This is a genomic window from Nocardia sp. NPDC050175, assembly GCF_044459885.1.
Taxonomy (GTDB): domain Bacteria; phylum Actinomycetota; class Actinomycetes; order Mycobacteriales; family Mycobacteriaceae; genus Nocardia.
Window position 1 is genome coordinate 86,057 of sequence record NZ_JBITJI010000001.1, and the last position, 20,292, is coordinate 106,348.

Consider the following 20,292-nt stretch of genomic DNA (forward strand, 5'->3'; position numbering starts at 1 on the left):
AGGGAACGACGATGTCCATCGACCACGATCTCGCCACGACCACCGCGACCCCGTCGCGGTCCGACCTGCGGCGCTCGCTCGCCGATCCCGAATCGGTGGCGGCACCGGGCCGGACGCGCGCGCTACTGCACGCAGCGATCCCCGATGCGTTCTTCATTTGGCCCGATGGAGTTTCCCGGCAGGAGCGGTTGAGCCTGGTGTATGCCAGAGCGCAACACGCGGGCCGGACCGCGCCGCCAGCCGCCGAACTGCTCGACTCGCCGCACACGTTGTCGGCATTGCTGGCCAGGGCCGCGCTCGCGGACCCCGACCTGTTCCATATCCTGCTGGTGCACTACACGCTGGTGCTCGCGCCGATCCTGCGGTCCGTGCCCGCTGATTCCAGTGCGGGACTTGCCGATACGCGGGCCGCGCTGGAGTCGATGGACGCCTTCGGCTCGGCCCTGCTGACCGAGGGCGCCCGCAGCAACAGCCACCTGCACCCGCGCACGCAGGCGACGTTCGACCCGGATTCCGGCGGCTTCATCCTGCATACCCCCGACGCCGACGCACGGAAGTTTCCCAACAGCACCGGCCATCCCGGCGTCGCGAAGACCGGCGCGGTCTACGCGCAGTTGATTGTCGGCGGGCGGGAACGGGGCGTGTTCGTGTTCGTCGTTGCGCTGCGCGGTCCCGACGGCACCGTCCGGCCCGGAGTGCAGATCACCCCGGCACCCGATACCTTCGCGCTGCCTTGCGATTTCGCCTATGTGCGGTTCGACCGGATGCGTATTCCGTTGCATGCCTGGCTGAGTGATGGCGCCGCCATCGACGCCGACGGCCGGTTCCATGATGACGCGGGCGCTGCCGCGGACCGCCTCGCGCGCACTATGCGCATCGGGGCGCCGCACGTGTGGCGCGGCGTCATCGCGGCGTGCGCCGCCGTCACCCAGGACTCGGCACGAATCCTGGAGTCGCACACCGCGACCCGCCTGACCATGGGCCGACTGGCTCCCGAGCAAGGGCTCATCCGCTATCGCAATCAGCAAGAAGCGGTGCTCGGGGCGCTCGCGGCGGCGTACACCCTGACCATCGTCAGCAGGCACGCCGTCCGCGAAAGCGCCGCAACGCCGGTCGCACCGGTCGGCGAGGCGACCTGGGCACCCTGGTCCTCGGTCGACACCGAACTCCCCCTACTGAAGGTATTCGCCACCCGACTCGCGTTGGACGTTACCGCGAGCTGCCGCACGCACTGCGGCGCGACCGGTTTCGTCGCGCACAACCGCCTCAACGCTTTTCACGGCTTCGTCAACTCGTACTTCTGCGCGGGCGGCGACAACGACCTGATCCTGATGGACACCGCGCATGCCATGGCAGACCCCCAGCGGTACCGGCCGCCAGGTCCGGAGACCAGACCAGCCGATGCCGCGGATCTGACCTCGCCGCACGCCTGGGTTTCGTTGGCGCGCACCGCCGAACGCTACTACCACCACCGCCTGGTCAGCTGCCTGGATGCGGCTCACCGCGCCGGGCACGATCAGTTCACCGCCTGGAACGACAATCTCGCCCTGGCACAGACGGCCGCTACAGCCCAGGCCGATCGTCTTGTCCTCGAGCTCTTGCAGACCGCCTACCGCAGCGCACCCGCGCCGGTCGGTGGGCTGCTACAGCTGTACGCGCTGTCCTGGATTCAGCGCAACGCCGGATTCCTGGCCGATCAACGACTCACCCCGACGCCGCTGCTCGACCGCATCTGGGACGACCGTCGTGCGCTGTGCGACGAATTATTCCCGCACATAACGGATCTCGCGGCCGCCTTCGACCTGCCCGAACTGTAAACACCCCAAAGGAAGTCACCGATGAGCGCTCGTACCGCCTTCATGTTCCCCGGGCAAGGATCCTACATCCCGGGCGTCCTGGCCCATGTGATCAACGAATTCCCCTCGGCGCGAAAGACATTGGAGCAGATAGCCGAGGTGTGTGACGAGCACGGGCGAGCAGCGGCGCCCCGGCTGCTACTCGACCCTGACGCCGCATCGCTGGACGACCTGGTGGCCGAGCAATCGCCGGACCTGGATGTGGCCTTGTTCTCGAGCGGTATCGTCACCTACCGGATCCTGGTCGAGGCAGGACTGCACGCGGACGTCGTCGTCGGACACAGCCTCGGCGAGGTGTCCGCGTTCACCGCGGCAGGCGCCCTCACCGTGCGCGACGCGACCCGGCTGGTCCTCGCCAGAACCACAGCCCTGCGCGATATTTCGAGCCCCGACGGTGGCATGGTCGCCCTGGCGGTCGGCAGCCCCCGCGCCAGAAACCTGACCGGCTTCATCGACGAGCCGAGCGCTGTCGTCGCGGTCGACAACGGTCCGGATCAATGCGTCGTCTCCGGGCTGACCACGGCCCTTGCCATGGTCGAGCAGGTCGCCGCGGCCGCGGGCATTCGAGCGACTCGGCTGCGCGCTGCCCAGCCCTTTCACAATCGACTGCTGCGCGATGCCGCGGAAGCGTTCGCCCGAGCCGTCAACGACATCCCGGTCGCCGAGCCGAGGATCCCGGTCTATTCCCCGGTGCTCGGCCGTTACGTACGGTCCGCCGAGGACATCCACTCCTGGATGGCACGACACCTGACCCAGCCGGTGCTGTTCTACGACGGACTGCTGCGGTTGTACCGCGAGGGCGTGCGCCACTACGTCGAGTCAGGCGGCCGGGACACCCTCACCTCGATGGTTGCGGCCTGCCTGCCCGCTGCGGCCGATACGGTCGCGCCACTGCGGCAACGTTGTTCGGCCGCGGAGTTCCGACAGGCAGTCAGCTCGGGCGACGCCGTCCCGGCACCGGCTGCCGAGCACGTCGCCGAGCCGGTCGCCGAAGCCACGAACGGCAGCGCACCGACCTCGACCGACGCACCTGCCGCGCTGCCCGCGCCGGACGAACTCTTCGCGCAGATCCGCGAGATCTACGCGGACGCCCTCGGCTATCCCGTCGACCTGTTGGAGGCCGACGTCGACCTCGAGGCAGATCTGGGGATCGACTCGATCAAGCAGATCGAAGCCTTCCGGTTGGCCAGGCAACGGTTCGGGTTGCCGGAACCTCCTGCCGCAGTGCGTGTTACGTCGTTCTCCACGCTGACCGAGCTGGCCGAGCTGTTGCGCCGGCTCGCCGACGGATCCGCACACACTCCGATCACGACGGTGACGCGATGAGCGGCGAGTTCACCGGAAAGACCGCGCTGGTCACCGGCGGCGGCAAGGGCATCGGACGCTCGATATGCCTGCGGCTGGCCGAGCAGGGCGCGCATGTCCTGGTCAACTACTTTCATTCGAAAGGCGACGCCGAAGCGACGCTCGCCGAGATACGCCGCAGCGGCGGTTCCGCCGAGCTCGCCCACGGCTCGGTGGCCGACGAGGAGTCCGTACGAGCGATGTTCGCCGGGATCGCCGATCGCCACGACGGGCTCGATATCCTGATCAACAACGCCGCCCGCGGGACGCTCGCGCCGCTGCCCACCCTGCGCAACAGCGACTGGTCCAAAGCCCTTGCGGTCAACCTCGATGGCAGCAGGCGATGCGCGCAGGCGGCCGCAGCGCTGATGACCGGGCGGCGCGGTTCGATCGTCAATCTGTCCTCCATCGGCGCCGGACTGGTCATCGGCAACTATGCGACGGTCGGGGTGAGCAAGGCCGCCGTCGAGGCGTTGACTCGTTATCTGGCAGTGGAATTCGCCGCCGCGGGCATCCGGGTGAACACCGCGTCCGCCGGCCTGATCGACAACGCCACCAGCCATCTCTTCCCCGACAGCGATGTCTTCCGGCAGACGGTGCTCGCGGCGACGCCGATGCGCAGGCTGGCGACCGAGGCCGACCTCGCCGAGCTCGTGCTGTTCCTGGCGTCGGATCGGGCGTCGTTCATCACCGGTCAGGTGCTGCTCGCCGACGGCGGACTTTCCCTCGGCTCAACGAGTTTGGCGCCACCCGCCGGGCAGGTGGGTGCCCCGGCCGAAGCCACGGTCGCCGACCTCGGCGCGCCGGACGCGGATCCGCCCACCCCACCACCGGAAGCCACCGAGGACGCCGACCAGCTCGTCGCGGTGGTCGGCACCGGCATGGCCATCGCGGGCGCCAACAGCCCACAAGAGTTCTGGCGTCTGCTGGCACAGCCGACGCCGGTATTCACCGAGCCAGGCGAGCGATTCGCCCTCGAGAACTTCTACGCGCCCGACCGCGCCGCCGCCGATCGCACCTACTGTCGGGTCGGCGGCCACCTGCACGATTTTCAGCCGCACCCGACCCTCCTGGCCGAGGAGGCGGCCGGCGGGCCCCTCCGCGACGAAGCGACTCGCTGGCTCCGGCACAGCTTGCTGCAGGCCAGGGACGGCGTGCGGCTGGCATCGACGGATCGCTGCGCCGTCTATGTCGGCGCCTGGCCGGGCGGTAGCCAAGCCCTGGCCGAACATCTGGTCACCGAAACGTTCGGCAGCGCGGCCGACGAGGCCGCGGGCCCGGCGGCCGGGAATCGGTTGCGCGAACTGCTGAGTCGGCGCTACCCCAGAGCGGGCGCCGACCAGCCGGTGCTGCCCATGATGGTGGTGAACGCCGCCATCGCCGGCATCCTCGACCGGGTCACCGAGGCCACGGTCATCGATACCGCTTGCGCGTCATCGCTGTACGCGGTCGACTTCGGCACCAAGGCGCTGTTGGCCGGGGACTGCGATATCGCCTACTGCGGCGGGGTCGAGGTCTTGAATCCGACGGTGGCGGTGATGTTCGCCAAACTCGGTGGCCTGTCTCGCGGGGGCGCGGTCCGGTCCTTCGACGCGGCTGCCGACGGCACCCTCTTCAGCGACGGCGCCGCCGTCGTCACGCTCAAGCTGCTCTCGCGGGCCCGCGCGGACGGTGACCGAATCCTCGCCGTGCTGACCGGATTCGGCGCCGCCGCCGACGGTCGCGGCAAGGCCATCGCAGCCCCGAACCCGGCGGGCCAGCGGCTGGCGATCGAACGTGCCCGCGCGCTCAACGAAACCTCGCCAGCACAGGTCGACTGGATCGTCGCGCATGCCACCGGCACCACCGCTGGAGACCGCACCGAGCTGCAGACGCTGGCCGCCGTGGCGCCCCACGACGGCTACCCGTGTAGTTCCAACAAGGCGGTGGTCGGGCATACCGGCTGGGCCGCGGGCGCGGTGTCGCTGATCCATGCCACCGAGGCGCTGCGGGCCGGGCGGATACCGGGACAGTACGGTTTCACCGCGGCGCCTGCGGACGTACAGCCGGATCGGACGCGCGTCAGCGACCGCGACCTCGCCTTCCCCGCCGACGCACAGCGGCCTCGGCTGGTGGGAGTATCCGCATTCGGATTCGGCGGCACCAACGGTCACCTGCTGGTGACCGATCGCGCGAACGGCCACCCGATCCGGTCCGGGCGTCGCACCGGCCGCGGCGATCTGGCCGTGGTCGCGTGGAGCGCCCACCTGCCCGGCAACCCCGATCACGAGCGGATCACCGCCTGGCTGCGCGGCGACGGCGACGCACCCGATCGGCGGTTCGCGGTCCCCTATCCGGCCCCCACTCCGGCCGAAGTGCGACTGACTCCCCGAACGATCGCGACGATCGATCCCTGCCATCTCATGGCCATTCAGGTCGCGGACACCTTCCTTCGCGAGCACGGCGAACTGTGGGCCGAGGTGCGCGAGTCGACCGGCGTCATCACCGCGCACACCGGCGTCCCGGTCGCCCTCGCCGGCGCGTTCACCCGCACCTATGGCGACGACGTACTCAGCGCCGTCACCGAATCCGCTGCGGCGCAGGACCTTGCCCCGCTCGTCGAGTCGATTCTCGCGACGGTGCGCGACCGGGTACCCGAGTGCAACGAGGACACCTATGCGGGCGTGATGACGAATGTCATCGCGTCGCGGATCACCAGCAGGCACAACCTGCGGGGGATGAGCGTAGCCGTCGACGCAGGCGACGACTCCGCGCTGGCCGCCCTCAGCACCGCTCGACGGTATCTGCAGACCGGGGATCTGAATCTTGCGCTGCTGCTCGCGCTGAACGGCAACTCCAGCGGCGAGCTCGCCGATATGCTCGGCCGTCCCGCGAAACAGTTGGCCGAAGGCGCTTTTCTGATCGCGATAGCCACCGCCGAGGAAGCCGCCCGACGTGGCTGGCCGATCCTGGCGCGGGTGGGTTTCGCTTGCGGGGAGCACGATACTGCTGCCGGCGCGTCCACTGACGTTGGCACACTGAAGGATTCGGTAGAGACCCGAGACTATCTCGGCGCTACGGGAGCGGTAGAACTGCTTCGCGCGGTCACCGGCACGGCCGGGACATCGGAGCTGTCGCTACCGAACGGGGACCGGGTCAGGGTGACCGCAGCGGGGCCGGGCCACCTCACCAAACGCTACGTGTCCGCCTTGGTTGCCGCGCCGAACACGCGACAAGTGTTGTCGCACAGCGCGATCCCGGCGGGCAGCGTCGTCCTCGTCGGCTCCGTCGAGTCGGCACAGCAACTGCGCGCCGAACTGGAAAAGGCCCAGGCAACGGTCCTGTGCGCAGGTGTCGACGATCCGAGCGACACGCGCGTGCAGGCGCTGATCGACGCGGCGACACCCGCGTTGACGGTGATCTGCTCCGTCGATGAATCGCCGCGGACCCCGACCGGCCGCGACATTGCCGCCCAGCTGCGTCTGCACGATCTCACTTTTGCCGCCGCTCAACGACTCTGGCCCCGCTGGACGGCGGACAGCTCACTCATGGTGCTGTTGCCCGGTCAGCCGAGCACGGGCCGGCCGCATCCGTACGCCGCGCTGTTCACCGGCTTCGTCAAGAGTCTGACTTGGGAACGCCCCGGCGCATCGATCGCAGCGATACTCACCGATGCGTCACCCGCCGAGGCCCTGCGGTTGCTTGCCCACGAAAGATCAGCAGCCGCAACGGAATCGGTGGTGTGGTACCGCAACGGCAGCCGATATCGCGACGTTCTCACGCCGGCCGCACTGCCAACGGCCCACCGTGGTGCACCGATCGACGACGACTCGGCGATCCTGGTGACCGGCGGAACCGGCGGGCTGCCGATCGCGATGCTGCGCGCGCTGAGTGAACAGGCCAAGCCCTCGGTATGGCTGCTCGCCCGCACAGATCCGACCGGCATAGCCGAGCATTCCAACGGCGCCGCTCCGGCGGACGTTCGCGCGGAGCTGATCCGGCGGCTGCGCGAAGAAGACCCGGCCAGACCCATCCGGTCCATCATCGAGCATGCCGACGCCCGCATGAAAGCCATTGCCCGTCAACGTGATTGCCAAGACCTCGCCGAACGGCTCGGCCCGGGCCGACTGCACTGCCTCCCCTGTGACGTACTGGACCCCGATGCGGTGCGGGCCGCCGTCGCCACCGTCCTGTCGACCGCGGGCCGACTCGACTTGGTGATCCACGCGGCGGGGCTGTCCGAACCGGCATTGCTGGAGAACAAGTCGTTCGAGAGCTTCCGCAGGGTTCGAGATACCAAGGTCCTCGGCTATCAGCACCTCAAAGCGGCGCTGGCCGAGCATTCGCCGATCCGCTGGTGCAACGTCGGATCGGTGGCGGGCGCGATCGGCCTGCCCGGGGACGTCGACTACGCCGCCGCCAACGATTTCCTGGCCGCGTGCGCCCGGAACTCCGACGATGACGAATTCACCGTCGCATTCCCGCTGTGGGGACAGACCGGACTTCGTTCGGACCACTTGAACCGCGCATATCTGCAACGGCAGGGACAGCTCAGCTCGATCACCACTGGCGAGGGGACCGCCCTGTTCCTCGCCGAACTCGCCGCAGGCGCGGGCTGCGCGATCTTCCTCGGCGACAACGAGCTCCGCATGGTGCGCGGTGCGCGACCGCACGGCGTTGTCGAGGACGCGCGAGCCGACGACAACCCCGGATGCTGGCACTACACGTTCGATCCCGTTCGCGACGGCTACCTGTCCGACCATATGGTCGACGGAAAGCCGACCGCGCCGGGGACCATGATGCTGGAGATGGCGGCGCGGGCAGCCCTGGCGTTGCTGCCGGGCGCCACCGTCCTCGGGTATCGCGACACCCGGTTCGAGGCCTTCCTCAAACCGTTCGCCGGCCGTCGGCCGGTCGAGCTGCGGATCACCGCCGCGCTGGTCGCCGGCCCGGAACAGGCCGCCCAGTCGGTAACGGTCGAATTGACCTCCGACGTCACCGCCGGCAACGGCGCGGCGACCCGGCGACGCTTCTTCCGCACCGAAGTCGTTGTGTCCTCGGCCGATTCGACAGTCGAACCCCGCAGACCCGAGGTGCCCGACGTGGTCGGCCGGTCCGTGCCCGACCCGTATTGCCTGGCCGGTTCGCCAGTGCGCATCGGCGGGATGTTCGCCAACCTCATCCACATCCGGACGGCCGACCGACGGTCACTCGGCACGTGGTCGCTCCCGGCCGATACGACAGGCTTGCTCGACACCATGCGAATCCCGTGGCTGCTGCTCGACGCGATGCTGCGTACGTTCGCCTTGGCCGCCGGGACCGATACCGATCAGCCGATTTTCGTACCCCGCGATATCGCCCGAATCGACCTGGCCACCGGATCCACGAACGATATCGGCCTGGCCGAGCGATACGGCGCGGACATCCGGCTGCTCGGCGATCTGACCGGAACGCACACAGTCCGTGCGATCGCACCGGACGGCACCCTCCTGCTGGAGATGACCGGCTTGACGATGGAGCGACTCGGCTCCGTCAGGCCGACCCCCGCCCGCCGGGCCGAAGACTGCCGCCGGTAGGTCACGGCCGGGTAACGTCTGAACGGACGACCCGGCCGCGCCAGCCGCCGCAGCCCCCTCCTCCCCCCGAATCCCCGAGCGCGACCAGGGCTTTCGCGTGTCCGGCGGACGTGCGGCAATTCGTCAGCACATCCCCCGGTGCCCTGGCGGACGCAAGTACACCTGCACGCGCACAGCCATATCGGAAAACATTTCCCCGCAACATTCTTCGGTTAAACTACAGTCTTCAGCAGGCACGACCCGCGAAAGCGAGGGGCGACACCCGATCACGAGCCACCGGGGAAGAGGGTTCAGATGGTCGTGAATCACAGAGCGCTCAGTGCGGGAGAGCGAATCGAGTTACGCCGCAGACGGTTAGGGCTATCCCGTCGAGTGGTCGCCGAACTGACCGGACGCAGCGAGGAGTGGCTGCGCCAGATAGAACGAGGCCGGCGCCGCCTCGACAGTATCGAGATGATGTACCGACTCGCCGAAGTCCTGCGTTTCGACGATCCCGTCGAGCTGATCGGCCTGCCCTCGTCGAGCCGCTCGGGCGCACGTGACATGGACGAAATGGGTCTGCAGCTCAGCGCGCTCAACCGTGCCATCATGGACCACCCGTCGGCGCACGTCTTCGCCACACCGGTCGCGACCCTCGAGTCGGTGCGCGCCGACCTCGACCAATGCTGGTCCAGCTGGCTCGGTTCGGGTCACCGCTACACCGAACTCGCCGCCCGGCTACCCGGGGTGCTGACCGCGGCGCGGTCGATCCGCGCCGCGGCCCAGGCAACCTCGGACTGCCAGTTGGCGGAGACGGGCAAGGTCCTGGTCGAGGCCTATCACCTGGCCCGATTCGTGTTGACCCGGGTGGGCGACTATCACCTGGCCTGGCTCGTCGCCGACCGCCCGATCGGCATCCTCACCCAACCCGCACAGTCGGACCTGGTCGCGGTGAGTTCTTGGCACGTGGCGAGCGCACTGCTATCGATGGGTTATCACACGGAAAGCCGGGACTACGCCCTGGCCGCCGCGCAACGCCTGGCCGCGGCCACCCGATCCGCGGAAACCGAGGGCCCGGCGTACGGCGCGCTGCAGCTGCTGGCCGCCGAAGCCGCCGCGGGCGCGACCGACCTCGAGCAGTCCAAGCAGCTCATCGCCGAAGCCGCCCGCATCGCCGAGCGACTCGACCCCGCGGTCGACCTGCGCACCATTTGGTTCGGCGTCCCCGAAGTCACCATCACCGGGATGGACATCGCGCTGCGGCTCGGCCAGGTCGACGAAGCGATCAGGCTCGCGGCCGAGGTCCAGCTACCGGACGACGCCGCTGTCGATCTGCGCGCCCGCTACTACCTGACCACCGCCTACGCCTATGGCCGCAAAGGCGAGGATTTCGCCGCGACCCTGGCGCTGCAGCAGGCCGAGCTGGCCGCCCCGGAGGACCTCCGCTACGACTGGATGGCACATCGCACACTGCAACGACTCTCCCGCCACGACCATCACCTGACCAGACGTGACCTCGCCAAGCTACTCACCGCCGCCGGCCTGGCGTGACCGGGCCGCCGGAACCGAGAAAGTTTCACCGATTATTCCGCTGCCGGGTGGGTAAGACTGGAGGGTACAACGGCCACCGCGAATTCCCGACAGCCCTCCGGTGGGTTTCCGGACGGGAGCGAAACGGCCACGACAACCGCAGGGATTCTTTCGACCGCCGAACGGGGAGAATTCGTGAGCAGCACCTCCGGTCTCAAAACAGGCCTGCTGACAATAGGCGAGCGGCTCGAATTGCTACGGCGCCGGCGCGACCTGTCCCGCCGAGCCCTCGCCGAACTGGTCGGTCGGAGTGAAGAATGGCTGCGCCTGATCGAGTCCGGCAATAAGCCACTGGACAGCGTAGCGATAATCGTCCGGCTCGCCGACGCGTTACACATCAAAGATATCCGCGAATTGATAGCGCTGCCGCCACAGCTGGCGCCCGCAGGCGTCGAAGCCGGGAATCAGCTCGCCGAATCCTTGAAACGCAGCATTATCGACTATCCGGCCGTCGAGACGCACCGGCACACCACAATGAATACCGGATCCCTTTCCGATCTGGCGGATCAATTGCACCGATGCCAGAATATCTGGGAACACTCACCGAATCGGTACACGGAATTGGCCGAATACCTTCCCCCGGTGCTGACCGCGGCTCGCGTTCAGTACTTGCTGTCGCATGACGACGAAGCCGGGAAGATATTGTTGCGTAGCTATCATCTATCCCGTCGATTTCTGACGAGGGTCGGCGCCCACCAGTTGGCCTTCACCGCCGCGGATCGGGCGACGATGGTAGCCGAACAGACGCGGGACCCATGGCAGATGGCGGCTTGTGCGTGGCATACCGGCAACGGAATGCTGGGACTCGCGCAGGCACCGGAGTGCCACGATTACGCGGTGGCTGCCGCCAAGCACCTTGCGGACGCCGCCGACTCCGTCGACAAGACCGTGTTGATCGGCGCGCTGCAGTTACTCGCGGCGAAAGGCGCTGCCGCAGCGGGGAATACCGCCGAGGCCGACAGACTGACGACCGCCGCGACGCGCGCGGCCAACCGGTTCGACCGCGAGCACGCGGCTTACGATGTCCCGCTCGGTCCCACCGAATCGCTCATTGCCCGCCTCGAGGTCATGCTGTGGGGCGGCGATTGTGAACGGGCCGCCGAACTCGCGGCACAGCAGCACGTCCCGGATGCCCACCCGGTCGGTGGACGAATGCGATTCCACCTGGCCGGCGCGTATGCCTGTGCTCGCCGAAACGACTATGCCGGCGCCTCCTGCGCCCTCGGCAAAGCCGCTGACATCTGTCCCGAGGACTTTCGCTACGGCTCGGACACTCAGTCGACGCTGCACTATCTCGTCGAGCAGGACAACCGCCTGGTCCGCCCGCAGGTTCACGAACTCGCCCGGGTAGCCGGACTCCGGTGAACCTCCACTCGCAGAGTTGCCCCACCGCCGATTGCCGATTGATAACTGAACGGTGAAGCCTTACCCACTTCCGCCACTTCCATATAGAACTATTCGATAGCCTCGCGGCATGACCGCGATAACCGACATGATCGTCAGCGAACTGATCGAGCCCGGTAGTCTGTCGGACCCCATAGCTCTCTATCGAGATGTCTTCGCTTTACGACCCGAAGACCCCGCACCCAGCCCGAGACTACTGACCGCGTTGGCCCACAATGGAAGTATCGCGCTCGGTGCGCGCATCAACGGGGAACTGGTCGGCTTCAGCTATGGATTCCCCGGCTTCGACCTGGACGGTGGCGGACGCATTTCTTCGATATACCATTACATGGAATTATTGGTCGTACGGGCCGACCGGCAGAGCACTGGCATAGGTCGATCATTGATGCATTTCTTGCGTGGCATCTCGCTCACCCGCGGATTACATGCCATCCAGTGGGCCTTCGACCCGTTGCGTGCCGCCAACGCCTACTTCTACCTCGACGTCCTCGGCGCGCGCGGCTGCGGATTCGCCCCCAACCTCTACGGCATCGAGGACTCCGGGCGCGACCGCGGCAACCCCACCGACCGGATCATCGCCCGCTGGGAACTCACCACGCCCGCCGAGCACTGGCCGCAGCCACCGTCCGGACTGGTCCCCGGCAACCCCGAACTCGATCCGCGGGGCGACACCGAGACCATGCTCGTGGCCGTTCCGACCGTGTACGAAGATCAGTGCGGACGCGAGTGCGCGGCGCTGCGACGGCGGATTTGCGTCGTCCTCAGCGACTTGATCGCCGGCGGTTTCCAGGCGGTGTCCTGCCGGAAGGCCGGCGACGGCACGTCCGTATACCGGCTCGTGGCCGGCGCACCGGCGTAATCCCCGCTGCGCCGATGTCGCGCGCCGATTCCGCATCCGTTCGCTCATCGGTGTCGCGATCAGTTGTAGCCGTTGGTATTTCCCGCGTCCATCGCGTCCATTCGGTCGGCGGCGCTGCGTTGGCCGTCGGCGTAGCCACCGAACGTGGTCGCCATCTGATCGATCGCGGCGAGCAGGTTTTCGCGGGCCGCGAGGTAACCCTTGTCGCCGTCGGCGAACTTCTTGCCGAAGCTGTCCGAGCCCCAGGGGGTACGGCCGCCGCTCACCACACCGCGCAGTGTGCTGAGCGTGTGGGTGATGCTGTCGTGGATTCCATCGCACTCGCCCGCTGCGTGTCGTAGCTGGTTCGTGTCGACCTCGACGGTGCCGGTCATTCGTCTGCTTTCTGCTCGTCTAACGCTTCAGCGTGAAAGGCACATCCACGCCGTCTTCGGAGTCCGGATCGGTTCCCTCGTCCACTCCCTCGCCGGTTCCCTCGCGCGGGCCGTCTGCCGCCGAATCGCCGTACACCCACGCGGAGGCGTCCGGTGCGTGCGGCGAGTTGAAGACTCCGGGCAGCGGGGCCCAGTACGGAAGCCGTTTCGGACGGGTCTTGGCCTTCATGTCCTTGCTGGCGCCCAGGAAGGGATCTGGTTGGCCGGCCGGGTGATGAGGTTGCGGGACAGGGGGGTTCGTATTCCGGGTGGAGCCGGTACCGGTCGGCGGTGCCGACGACGGCGGATGCGAGACCGAGGAGCCGTGGCCCGACGCGCCGGACGCCGTGCTCGGCCGATCGCCGCCTGATCCGGTGTGCGTCGAAGATCCTGGGATCGGGCTCACCGAACGCGCCTCGCCGCCACTGGACGAGCTGTTTATCGGAGAAACCGGCGGCGTGCCCCCATCCACCGATCCCCCGCGACCAGCTGGCGGCTGCCAGCCGCCGTCGACCGAGGCCTGCCACGAGGTGGGCGGGACGAACCCGTTACGGCCCGACCGCGTCGAGCCCTCGCCACCGGACGACTCGTGCACCGAGGGCTGACCGCTCGACTCACGCACCGACGACTGACCACTGCCGAGCGACTCCTGCGCCGTGCGGTACGACTCGCGCGCGGTGTGGAACGACTGTCCCTGGCTGTCGACCGTTCCCCGGCCGGTGTGGAACGACCGACCGTCACTGTCGAGCGTCCCTCGGCTGCCGGTGTCGCCTCGACCTGAGCCCGTGCTGCCGCCCGAGTTCACCGACGGCGAACCCTGATGCGAGCCCGAGCCGTTCGTCACGACCGGGGCCGAATTCTGTGATCCCCCACCACTTGTGTGCACGGAAGACTCGGGTCCGGTGCGATACGACGAACCACCATCGCTTGTGTGCACCGAAGACGCGGGCCCTGTGCCATGCGAAGACCCACCACCTGTGTGCACCGAAGATGCGGGCCCCGTGCCATGCGAAGACCCACCGCCCGTGTGCACCGAAGACGCAGGCCCATTGGAAGACCCGCTACCACTCGTGTGCACCGAAGGTGCGGGACCCGTCGCATGCGACGAACCGCCGCTTGTGTGGACTGAAGGCGCGGGCCCAGTGCCATGCGACGAACCACCGCCATTCGTATGCACGGAAGGCGCAGGACCCGTGCGATGCGAAGAGCCATTTGTTTGCACTGAGGGCGCGGGCCCGGTGCCATGCGAAGATCCGCCACCGCTTGTGCGCTCAGAAGGCGCGGGCCCAGTGCCATGCGACGAACCACCACCGTTCGTACGCACAGAAGGCGCAGGCCCGGTGCGATGTGAACCACTGTGCACGCTTTGCCCGCCCGAGCCCACCGACCTGCCACTGCCCGACCCGACCCGGCTGCCGTCGCCGTTCAGCGACTCCAGCCGAATGGACGATCCGGGTGATCGAGTCGAACCGTCGTGCACCGAACTACCGCGACTCGCCGCGTTGGATGGCGGTGTCCGCGGCGCGCCCGGCTTGTGCATCCACAGCGGATACCGCACATCGGATCTCGAGATCGGGCTCGACTTCGCGAAGGCGCCGCGCGCACCACCGACCATCGCGCCGCGCGCGGCGCCGCCGACCCAGCCCTGGGGTGTGCTGAACGACGACCAGTCCCCGGTCGCCACACCGACGGCGATGTTGCCCGCTGCCGAGCCGACCACGCCCGCCCCCGCGCCGATGAACGCGCCGCGCCCGGTGCGCCCCCACACATTGTTCAGCTGCCGGCCGGCCAGCTTGTCGATCCCGTTGCCCAGATACCGCGCGAACTCCCGCGACGGCAGCGCCGAGGCGACCGACGCGAACACGGACACACCGAATTCTTTGGCGTCGAAATGCCGCCGCTTGCCGTCGGCCATCTGGCCGAGCTGCACCGCCGCGTTCAATCCCCCTGACGTGACGGCCGTTTCGGCGAACTTCACGCCGTAGACGCCCCAGCCCTTCGCGGTCGGCAGCACGAACCGCCCGCTCGCCACCGTCTTCCAGAAGTACCGCTTCTCCGCCGAGGCCCCCAGCTTGCGCGCCAGGTTCTGGATTACCTTCTGCACCATGTCCTCGAACACCCGCAGGAACGAGCGGGTGGTGGTGATGGCGGCGGCCTCCACGACGGGCGCGGTCGGCGGAAACATCCACGCCCACAGGATCTCCATCGCCAGCCAGGCCAGCGAGATGACGATCGTGAGTTTGGTCGCCTGCAGCTGGGTGCCCATGTCGAAGGTCGAGTCCGAGATCTGCTGCATGTACTTGGCCAGCGAGTCCAGCGACTGGTCGCCGCTGCGCAGCCCGTCGAACAGTTTGCCCATCTCCTCGGCTGCGTGGCCCTGCGGATAGGCCCGCGACGTGCTCTGCTTGGCCGTGTCGATGTGTGCGAGCTGCGCCTGCAGTTGCTCGCTCGCGGCCTTCCAGGCCTCGGCAATGGCCCACATCTGGTCTTCGTCGCCGTCCGGCCAGGTCGATCCCGCGATCCAGCCGAGCCAGCGGAGCTCCTCGGGGAGGTACATGCTCATACGGCTCCCCCTGCGGCTCATCCCTGGCGATCGGCGACGCCCCTCGCCCGAAGCGGAGGGGGTGGTCTCCACGATGACGCACGAGTAACCGTCTCCGCCAGGCGAATCGGCCCTGGTCGCGACGAGTTCACCTACCAGTCATCAGCGCATTGCTCAATGGACCGACAATGGTTGCAGCAGTTCGTGTTTCAATACTTGCGAGTTGCCTGCCTCACCGTGCCGCAGTGACGACCGCCGCGGTTGCCGCGGTGTCGCCGACGGTGATCCGGATACCGGTGGCGCAATGCTTCACCTGAATGCCGTCGCGGGCGAAACCCGCGCGCACTCGGTCGAGTTCGGCGGGGCAGCCGGACAGGTAGACGAAGTTCGCGGCGCTGGTCGGCACGCGGTAGCCGAGCTCGCGCAGGCCAGCGGTGAGCCTGCCGCATTCCCGGGTGATCGTTTCAGTGCGCAGCGCGAGTTCGTCTTCCGCGGCGTAGCAGGCGCGGACACCGGCCTCGGCCAGCGCGGTCATCCCGAAAGGCAGCTGCCAGCGGCGAATTCGCGCGATGACCGGTGCCGAGCCGAAGGCGTAGCCGACGCGCAGCGCGGCGAGACCGTAGGCCTTGGAGAAGGTGCGCATCACCACCAGGTTGGGGTGCCGATCGACCAGCGCGACGGTGTCGGCGCGGTCGCAGGGCGGGACGAAATCGATGTACGCCTCATCGAAGACGACGGTCACCGACGGGTCGGTGCGTTCGAGAAACTCGGCGAGTGCGCCGTGCCGGATGCAGGTGCCGGTGGGGTTGTGCGGGCTGCACAGCACGACGACCGCCGTGTGATGGTCGACGGCGGCCGACATCGCCTGGAGATCCTGATGGCCGTCGTGCGTAAGCGGCACTGCTACCACCCGTCCGCCCACGGTATCGGTCAGCAGCGGGTAGCCGTCGAAGGTCGGTGTCGCCATCACCACGGCCGCGCCCGGCGTGACGAACTCCTGCAGGATATGCATGATCACGCCGGTCGCGCCCGCGCCGACCACGACGCGGTCCGGTGCGTGCCCGAGCCGCGCCGCGATCAGCCCGGGCAGCCTGCGCGGCAGAAATTCCGGATACCGGTTGGCTTCGACCAGCGCGCCCGTCAGCGCCGCCCGCACCGAAGGCAGTGGGCCGTACGGGTTCTCGTTGAGCGAAAGCTGGTGGCCGAATTGCGCGGGGTGCACAATCATCGACGCCTCAGCGCCCGCCCCAGCGCACCGCGGCGGCCGCGGCGAAGTCGCCGGCGTGGGCGAAGCCGGCGAACATCACCAGCGATCCGGGGGGCACCCGGCCCGCCTGCACCGCCTGGTCGAAGGTGACGGGAATGCCTGCGGCGAACAGGTTTCCGCAGTCGTCGAAGGTGTCGGGGTGCCGTTCGATCGGCAGTTGCAGGGCGTCGCGCCAGTTGCGCAGGAACGCCCGGTTCGGCTGGTTGGTCACCAGCACGTCCAGCTCGTCCGACCGCACGCCGATGCGGCCGCAGACCGCCTCCGCCGCCTCCGGGACGATGCGATTACCGCGCGCAAGAACTTTCGCGATCTTCGACTCGGTGAAGCCGACGTGCATCTGGCCCGTGCCCGCCTCCCAGTACTTGCGCGGCGGATCGGCGACCGCCGTCATCTGCCCGGCGTATTCGGGGAGGTGCCTGGTCTCGATGTCGAGAATCGGTGAGTCACCGGACTTTACGAGCAGCCCGACGCCCGCGCCGTCGCCGGGGATGGCCGCTTGCGGTTTGCCGCGCACCTGCTCCTGTGTGAAGACCTGGCCCGCGACGTTCTGCACGGTCACGATCAGCGCGGCGCGGGCCTCGCTGCTCACCAGGATCTGCCTGGCGATCTTCATGCCGTAGACGAAGGCGGCGCAGCCGCCGTTGTGCAGATCGATCAACCATTCCGGATTGATGCCGAGCCGCGCGGCCACCTCGCCGCCGCTGCCGACGATGCCGATCTCGGGCAGCTGCGTGTGCACGATGAGAATGTCGACCTCGCTGAGGAATTCGCTGCCGCGGCGTTCGAGCATCGGCGCGATCGCCTGTTCGACCATGTCGGCGGGTGTCTCGCCCGGTGCGATGTGGTGCCGGAACGGCGGCGACTTGAACATCGCGTTCGAGATGGTGTCCTCGGGGTCCGCGTAGCGGGTGAAATAGTCGGCGGAGACACGATTCTTGGGCAGGTAGCTGGAAACGTCGACGAGGCTGATGGTGTCGGCCGAGGTGCTCATCAGTTCATCCACTCCGGCTTGATCGGCTCACCCTTGGCGTGGCGGTGTTCGCAGATCGCCTTCAGATTGCGCAGTTCCAGCAGGTGGCCCGCGTAGAAGAGATTCCAGAAGTCGCCGACCCAGACCGGTCGATCCGGCGGCGCGGTGTCCGGGTAGCCGTTCTCGTCGTAGAACGGGTGGTGGCAATTGGTCCACAGGACAACCGATCCCGGCTTGTTCAAGACCTGCTGCGCGTCCAGGACCCGCATCAGGTAGATCATCCAGAGGTGGTCGGGCTGATCCCAGGCGCAGTGGTAATCGACGGTGCGAGCGGCGGCGTTCGCGACGGTGCGGGTGTAGATGCGGGTGTGCTCGCCGATGCGATCGTCGGACACCCAGAGGTCCGGCTCGGCGGTGCGCTCGAAACCGCGCATGCTGTAGGTCCATTCGCACAGGCTGCGGGTGTCGGCGAGGTAGTCGAACACCTCGTCCGGCGGCGCGTCGACGAACTCGTTGACCGTGCAGAACTCGCCGTAGACCTGGTCGTGCGGGTACACGGCGCGGGTCATGTCGAGCACCATCGGCATGCCCTCTTTGACGCTGATGTTCTCCACCCGGTACACGCCTGGCACGTCGAGTTCGGGGACTTCGATGGGTTCGGCGGCGATCGCGGCTGGCTCGGTCATGCGGAGAGCTCCTTCAAGAACGGGGCGAACGGTGGTATTTCGTCTGGGTCGCAAAGGATTTCGATGAATACAGGTCCTGTCGCTTCGTGGGTCTCGTCGAGCGCGGCTTCGAATTCCGCGCGAGTGTCGGTGGAGTAGGCCGGAATACGCGGGAACATCGCGGCGACCGCGGCGCCGATGCGCGCGGGGCCGAATTTGTTGTAGGTGTAATCGCCGGAGTAGTAGAGCTGTTCGCGGGTCACGCACATCGCGTGCGCGTTGTTGTTGAAGATCACGAAGGTCACCGGCACGTGGTGCTCGACGGCGGTGTGCACCTCGTGGCCGTGCATGAAATACGCGCCGTCTCCGGCGATTACGAACGTTCTGCGGCGACGCCCCAGCGCGCTGCCGATGCCCGCGCCGAACGCGTAGCCCATGCCGCCCATGCCGAGGGCGATGACGAAGCGGCTATCGGCAGGCACCGGCAGGTGATGCACCGCCGCCGCGCCTGTATTGCCCGCATCGACCACCACATCCGTGCCCGGCGCCAGCCTGGCGTTGATCGCTTCGATCGCATCGCGGTAGCGCACACCCGGCCCCGATGCCGCCGGAACGCTCAGTGCGGGAGACGGTATCGGCGCATATTCAGGGCCTGAAGGCGTGGCCGCCGAGGCCACCTCCACCAGCAGCGCCCGTAGCGGTCCGCGCAGCCAGGCATCTGTGCGCACGAACGCCGGGTCAGTGCCGACATGCAGCACCCTCGGGCAATTCGCCAGGGCCGCTTCGAGACCGGCGCGCGCCATCACCGGCATCGGGGTGCCTGCCAACACGCACAGCGCGGCGTCGCCGATCAACTCGGCGAGCCGAGGATGACCCATGCTGCCCGCGATCCCTACGAACAGCGGATCGTCATTCGGGAAGGCGTCCTTGGCATCCGGCGTCACCGCCACCGCGGCACGCAGTGCCCGCGCCATGATGAGGAGCTCGGCCCTGGCGTCGGCACGAGCCACCTCGGGGCCCGCGATCATCACCGTCCGACCGATGCAGGCGGCGACGAGGGCGAGCGCCTCGTCATGCGCGTCCGGTTCATCGCGAACAAAGCCCTGGCCGAACAGCAGCCCATCTCGGGCGGCCGTTCCCATATCCGGCACCGGCTGAGTCTGAATATCCTTGGGCAGCAACAGGACTGCTGGTCCGCCTGCCATCGCGGCGCTGATCGCCTGCTCAACGGCAGCGGTGACATCCTCGGCCCGGGTGAGCTTGACACAGAACCGCGCCACCGATCCGAACAGCCGCTCCGCATCGATCCGCCCCGCGCCACCACTGGTGTCCTGGAACGCTCCGCGGCCTTCGAGCGCGAGCGGCGGCTGTCCGACCAAGGCCAGCACCGGAACTCGCGAATCGAACGACTCCCCCAGTGCGGCAATCAGATTCAGCGCACCGCCGCCGGAGGTCGCGGCAACGACGCCGAGCCGGTTCGTGGTGCGCGCATAGCCGTCGGCCATTGTCGCGGCGCCGAATTCGTGCTTGGCGACGATGCCGGTGATCGAGGCCGTGCTGCGATGCAGCGCGTCGTAGAGGTCTTCGATATTCGCGCCGCCGACACCGAAGACGTGGTCGCTGTGTTCGGCGATCAGGTCGACTATGCGGTCGGCGACGGACTTTCGGCACTTGACGGCAGTTTCACTCGCCGCTTCCAACACAGATCGCGTGCGATTCATCGCCCACAATGTATCTGAGACAGTCGTCACATCACAATGTGACCTGCGTCATAGCTGTCCGGAAATGGCTTGCTGCACAACAACTTTGAACAAGCGACCAATAGTTGGTCCGGCGCCCAAATGCACC

12 protein-coding genes are annotated in these 20,292 nt (G+C 67.8%); 6 read left to right on the forward strand and 6 right to left on the reverse strand.

Annotated elements, in window-relative coordinates; translation table 11 throughout:
* Positions 1 to 11 precede the first annotated feature (11 nt).
* The 6 genes from ACIBK2_RS00435 (at position 12) to ACIBK2_RS00460 (ending at position 12,587) form a co-directional block, all read left to right on the forward strand.
* Entirely contained in the window at positions 12 to 1,817 is a 1,806-nt protein-coding gene (locus tag ACIBK2_RS00435) for an acyl-CoA dehydrogenase (RefSeq protein WP_396962023.1), read from the forward strand.
* Between the two features lie 21 nt (positions 1,818 to 1,838).
* Positions 1,839 to 3,182, forward strand: coding sequence for an acyltransferase domain-containing protein (locus ACIBK2_RS00440; protein WP_396962025.1), 1,344 nt, complete (start codon positions 1,839 to 1,841; stop codon positions 3,180 to 3,182).
* Positions 3,179 to 8,755 carry an SDR family oxidoreductase gene (locus ACIBK2_RS00445; protein WP_396962027.1) on the forward strand — a complete coding sequence of 1,859 codons (5,577 nt, stop codon included), beginning with the start codon at positions 3,179 to 3,181 and terminating at the stop codon, positions 8,753 to 8,755. Before ACIBK2_RS00440 ends, ACIBK2_RS00445 begins: the two co-directional genes overlap by 4 nt.
* 294 nt (positions 8,756 to 9,049) lie before the next feature.
* Complete coding sequence (locus ACIBK2_RS00450; protein ID WP_396962029.1) at positions 9,050 to 10,285, forward strand: helix-turn-helix domain-containing protein; 1,236 nt, start codon at positions 9,050 to 9,052, stop codon at positions 10,283 to 10,285.
* Positions 10,286 to 10,459: 174 nt separating this feature from the next.
* Complete coding sequence (locus ACIBK2_RS00455; protein ID WP_396962031.1) at positions 10,460 to 11,689, forward strand: helix-turn-helix domain-containing protein; 1,230 nt, start codon at positions 10,460 to 10,462, stop codon at positions 11,687 to 11,689.
* Between the two features lie 109 nt (positions 11,690 to 11,798).
* Entirely contained in the window at positions 11,799 to 12,587 is a 789-nt protein-coding gene (locus tag ACIBK2_RS00460; RefSeq protein ID WP_396962033.1) for a GNAT family N-acetyltransferase, read from the forward strand.
* 59 nt (positions 12,588 to 12,646) lie between these two features.
* On the opposite strand, the gene ACIBK2_RS00465 is transcribed toward ACIBK2_RS00460, so the two are convergent.
* The 6 genes from ACIBK2_RS00465 to ACIBK2_RS00490 all read right to left on the reverse strand — a co-directional run bounded on the left by ACIBK2_RS00465 (position 12,647) and on the right by ACIBK2_RS00490 (position 20,165).
* Entirely contained in the window at positions 12,647 to 12,961 is a 315-nt protein-coding gene (locus ACIBK2_RS00465; RefSeq protein WP_396962035.1) for a hypothetical protein, read from the reverse strand.
* A gap of 19 nt (positions 12,962 to 12,980) precedes the next feature.
* Positions 12,981 to 15,563, reverse strand: a complete 2,583-nt coding sequence (locus ACIBK2_RS00470) for a hypothetical protein (protein ID WP_396962037.1) — start codon at positions 15,561 to 15,563, stop codon at positions 12,981 to 12,983.
* A 211-nt stretch (positions 15,564 to 15,774) separates the two neighbouring features.
* On the reverse strand, positions 15,775 to 16,770 hold the full coding sequence (locus ACIBK2_RS00475) for a pyridoxal phosphate-dependent aminotransferase (RefSeq protein WP_396962039.1): 996 nt from the start codon (positions 16,768 to 16,770) through the stop codon (positions 15,775 to 15,777).
* 7 nt (positions 16,771 to 16,777) lie between these two features.
* On the reverse strand, positions 16,778 to 17,800 hold the full coding sequence (locus ACIBK2_RS00480; protein ID WP_396962041.1) for a 3-oxoacyl-ACP synthase III family protein: 1,023 nt from the start codon (positions 17,798 to 17,800) through the stop codon (positions 16,778 to 16,780).
* On the reverse strand, positions 17,800 to 18,432 hold the full coding sequence (locus tag ACIBK2_RS00485; protein WP_396963986.1) for an SRPBCC family protein: 633 nt from the start codon (positions 18,430 to 18,432) through the stop codon (positions 17,800 to 17,802). Before ACIBK2_RS00485 ends, ACIBK2_RS00480 begins: the two co-directional genes overlap by 1 nt.
* Before the next feature lie 29 nt (positions 18,433 to 18,461).
* A complete protein-coding gene (locus tag ACIBK2_RS00490; protein WP_396962043.1) occupies positions 18,462 to 20,165 on the reverse strand; it encodes a thiamine pyrophosphate-binding protein in 1,704 nt (567 codons plus the stop codon).
* Positions 20,166 to 20,292 lie beyond the last annotated feature (127 nt).

Bases quoted from the DNA above. Each gene is read 5' to 3' on its own strand.
- ACIBK2_RS00445 (WP_396962027.1), top strand. From the start codon at position 3,179: ATGAGCGGCGAGTTCACCGGAAAGACCGCGCTGGTCACCGGCGGCGGC.
- ACIBK2_RS00465 (WP_396962035.1), bottom strand. From the start codon at position 12,961: ATGACCGGCACCGTCGAGGTCGACACGAACCAGCTACGACACGCAGCG.
- ACIBK2_RS00460 (WP_396962033.1), top strand. From the start codon at position 11,799: ATGACCGCGATAACCGACATGATCGTCAGCGAACTGATCGAGCCCGGT.
- ACIBK2_RS00450 (WP_396962029.1), top strand. From the start codon at position 9,050: ATGGTCGTGAATCACAGAGCGCTCAGTGCGGGAGAGCGAATCGAGTTA.
- ACIBK2_RS00440 (WP_396962025.1), top strand. From the start codon at position 1,839: ATGAGCGCTCGTACCGCCTTCATGTTCCCCGGGCAAGGATCCTACATC.
- ACIBK2_RS00470 (WP_396962037.1), bottom strand. From the start codon at position 15,563: ATGAGCATGTACCTCCCCGAGGAGCTCCGCTGGCTCGGCTGGATCGCG.
- ACIBK2_RS00475 (WP_396962039.1), bottom strand. From the start codon at position 16,770: ATGATTGTGCACCCCGCGCAATTCGGCCACCAGCTTTCGCTCAACGAG.
- ACIBK2_RS00490 (WP_396962043.1), bottom strand. From the start codon at position 20,165: ATGAATCGCACGCGATCTGTGTTGGAAGCGGCGAGTGAAACTGCCGTC.
- ACIBK2_RS00435 (WP_396962023.1), top strand. From the start codon at position 12: ATGTCCATCGACCACGATCTCGCCACGACCACCGCGACCCCGTCGCGG.
- ACIBK2_RS00480 (WP_396962041.1), bottom strand. From the start codon at position 17,800: ATGAGCACCTCGGCCGACACCATCAGCCTCGTCGACGTTTCCAGCTAC.